Origin of the sequence: Lentilactobacillus parafarraginis DSM 18390 = JCM 14109, from assembly GCF_001435895.1 — a bacterium.
GTDB classification, from domain to species: Bacteria; Bacillota; Bacilli; order Lactobacillales; family Lactobacillaceae; genus Lentilactobacillus; species Lentilactobacillus parafarraginis.
On record NZ_AZFZ01000114.1, the window covers coordinates 1 to 3621 of the forward strand.

Annotated in this window: 2 protein-coding genes and 1 pseudogene; all 3 read right to left on the reverse strand. The window is 39.0% G+C overall.

The genetic code is table 11. The features are described 5' to 3' along the window. Nucleotides 1-697: 697 nt before the first annotated feature. Nucleotides 698-2122 carry a zinc ribbon domain-containing protein gene (locus tag FD47_RS13860; protein ID WP_054736630.1) on the reverse strand — a complete coding sequence of 475 codons (1425 nt, stop codon included), beginning with the start codon at nt 2120-2122 and terminating at the stop codon, nt 698-700. Nucleotides 2123-2139: 17 nt separating this feature from the next. Beyond that, on the reverse strand, nt 2140-2922 hold the full coding sequence (locus FD47_RS13865) for a hypothetical protein (RefSeq protein WP_054736632.1): 783 nt from the start codon (nt 2920-2922) through the stop codon (nt 2140-2142). A 54-nt stretch (nt 2923-2976) separates the two neighbouring features. Beyond that, a pseudogene (locus tag FD47_RS16250) lies at nt 2977-3069 on the reverse strand (zinc-ribbon domain-containing protein); the annotation flags it as partial. Nucleotides 3070-3621: the final 552 nt, after the last annotated feature.

Here is a 3621-nt window from a genome sequence, read left to right on the forward strand (position 1 = left end):
CTTTTAGAGATCTCAAACAGTTTCTTAATTCTTTGTTATTTTGCTGATAAAATTGATCAATCCGAGTTGCATAGCGGTTGGCGTGTTTTGTTAACAAAATTTTTTTGTAGCGACTATCCTTTTGTGAAGCTGATCTTGTGATTAAGCCCTTTTGGATTGAAGTCAATATTTTGTTAGGATTTACACTAGTTAAGGTAATTCGAAATCAACGATTCATTTTTTGAAACTTTGGATAATGGGAATTTATGGTGACAGTCAAAAATTTCAGTGATAGTTTTGAGGCAAAATAAAAGGGCTCTTCACCAATAACAGTGAAGTGCACCGAGTTTAAAAAGGAAAGTCGCTGAGAGATTCGCGGTTGTTTGTGCATTTAGATCTGTAGTTAAGATGCTGATAGTACGGGATCTTTGGGATCTTTCTTCGAATTATCTTTGCGTCAACAGAATTAGGATCTCCCAAATATCTTGTATAAAGTTATGGGTTAGCATTGACCTGCAAAATGGTCAAATGTAGCCTTAAAAAAAGTAAAATTAAAGGTTGTAAAATGGTAAAACAACCGTTGCAAACGAACTGAACCCCCTGAAATGGATTTCTCTAATTCAGGGGGTTCAGTTCATTTTTTAAATAGATCGCGATTTTTTTTGTAATGGCTTCTTAACGCATGCATACTTACGTTCATGAGTATCAACTGATGGAATTATTCATCCTTATCATAATCGTCAACCTTGTGATCCATCGTATTGGACTTCAGTTTGTAACCAGATCCAGACTTTTGGATAATCGCATCGTATTCAAAAATTTGGATATGGTAATGATCATCGTTGTCGAAAGTATACTTGACGTCGTAGACCACCTTAGTTTGATTAACGTCATAAGGAACCACCGACTTGATTGAAGGTTCCATTTCATAGTCGAGGATATCATCATCTTTTTGATAACCATCCACCATTTTGATCATTTCTTGGTAATTAACTGAGGTGCTGCCGCCAATAAAGTAATCCGCGTAATCATCATCGTTAGCTGATTCGGTGTCGGTGACGGTGCCATCACTAATATCTCCCCAGATCGAGTTGATGAGGTCACTTGCCTCATCAGTCGTTGCAAATCCCGAATACTGTGGGGTAATGGTGGTATTATTCATGCTCATATCGACTTTGGTTTTTTGAGAATTGACAACTTTTCCTGATTGCGTTTTCAGCGACAGGCTGATCGTCATATTCTGACTGAATGGATAGTTTTTAATGTCGTAATACCCGTTGCTACCAATTTTACCGATTTCTTTGCCGCTGAGATAGACTTTGGAGCCTGGTTGGCCCTTCACTGAATAGGAAATCGTTTGTAAAATCGATTGAATATCCAAATCATAATTAGAAGGATTAATCCAGCTATAGTCGCCGTTATTCACCAACTTGTGGCCATGAACCGTTGCGGAAGTTTGGATGTGGTATTCACCCGGAATATACGGGCCAAATTTCTTTGGATCGGTTGTGTTCATTTGATTGGCAACAACGTTATCATTGATTTTGAGCTTGGCATTCTTCTTATTTGTTTGAATCTGCGGATAGAGTGGTTTGACCTTTAATTTGTAATTATGGAAGACGAAAAAATGATGGCCGGAATCAACGAATCTCATGCGGTCGTTGACAAAACCCGTCGTGGTTAAGTCACTTTTTAAAGTTGCAAGTTTGTCTTTGTTTTGATTGTAGTAAGTGACCATCGGTTCAACATTTGAAGAAGTGGGTTTAAAACTCGGGTCGTTCGAAGTTATCAGGGCGGCCAAGGCTTTTCCTTGATCTTGCTTGATCGCCGTGACCAAGCGGTTTGCAGTCGCTTTTTTACCATAGTAATTGTTTAAGAACAAATAGCCACCCACGAGGATGATGATAATGGTGACACCTGTAAAGGTCTGCCATTTTTTAATCGGCTTTCGCGGGGCTCTGCGTACGGGTTGTGTCGACCGATGAGGCGTGCTTTTAGGGGTAGCAGCCGGCTTTTGATGGGCTGGCTGATCCTGAAGCGTGTCCAAATACTTCTTGATATTGTAGCCACATTCAGGGCAATAAACGTCACTGCGGCTGATCTTAGTGCCACAGTTGGGACAAAAAAATTGATCCTTTTCCATGCTATTTTCCTCCCGTGTTATTCGCCAATTTGATTGTACCAGCTAATCAAATTGCCATAGATGCTTTGAAGATAGACTGAAGTTACCCACAAGCTAATGATCGCTGGCACAATTTCGGCAATGAGAATCGCATAAAAGTTATTGAAGCGACCCGTAATATCCTTTAAAGTCATCACGGTGGCATAATTCAGAATGAGTTGGCTTAATGCAAATATGAAGGCAATGGTTTCCATCAACGTAAAGGAGGTCACACTCACAAATAGGGATAAAATGAGGCATAGCAATAACAAAATCGAGCTAATATTAATATAAATTCCGAACATATCCGTAAAATCTAAAAATGCAATGTTGTCATTTAAGAGGGTTCGTCGAACTGTGAACGCGACCAATATGTATACCAACGAAGAAATAATTAAGATTCCGGAAAATTGCATAATTGCGGTTTTGATTGGGGCAAAAACACTCACGGTATATTCGCTTGGAGATTGGGCGACAACTAAATCAATCATTCGTTTGGCGCCTAAGTTGAAAATAATCAGCATTAAGATTGCATAAACACCGATTGACATTAGCCCGCCATATTTCGGTGCGGCAATGGCATTGTGAGGGTTAACTAATGAGTCTTTGAAGTAACTCAGAAACTGGTTAAACCCATTGTTTGGAGCATACTTGGTATTGTAGGCTGCGCTTTGGTCGGCCTGGGCCTCTGAGGATTGGGACTGGTTATTTTGATCATTCTGGTGAGGGTCCCGAAAAGTCTGCTGATTATCGGCGGATGAAGCGTCTGGTTGTGACGTCATCTTTGAAGCTTCTGGCTGGGGATCTGCTGATACTGGGGTAACGTTAGTTAAATTGAACCCGCAAAAGACACAAAATTTTGCATCCCCCAGATTCTTCTTATGGCATTGTGGACATATTTTCAAAACAATTCTCCCTTTCTTATACAAGTATTATTAAGCAAACACATCAACTAGTATAATATAGATCGTTATAGTTTTGTTAACAAAATCTTAATAAATCCAAAAAAGTTTGGAATTCGTGATTAATGTTTGACAAAATCTTATTTGTTCACACCCAATTACTGACTTCAAGAAATCAGAGGACACATAAGTGAACTGAGTTGGATAAGAAAAGTCGCTGAGAGGTTGGCGGCTTTTTGTTTTGCCCGATTTTTATGGCTTCGGTAACACTGAATTATTGCGAATCTCAGGGTTTTGAAGATGCTCAATCCCCCCTTCACTTTTTGCAATTAGTTATGAAAATCATAAGTTTTAATTAGTACTTTATGAGTATTTCGAATCTTCCGTGATTAGAATCGCTTAAAGCCTTGGTTATTTGGCATTTATTATTAATAAGGTACTCATAATTATAATAGCAGCGAAATGCAAACCCTTACAAACTATGCAAAATCTAGTATAATTAAGTTGCCAGCAAGGGGACAAGTATTGATGCTGGCTGTTACGACCACCTGGGTAATGTCCAAAGTTCCATGAAAAAGT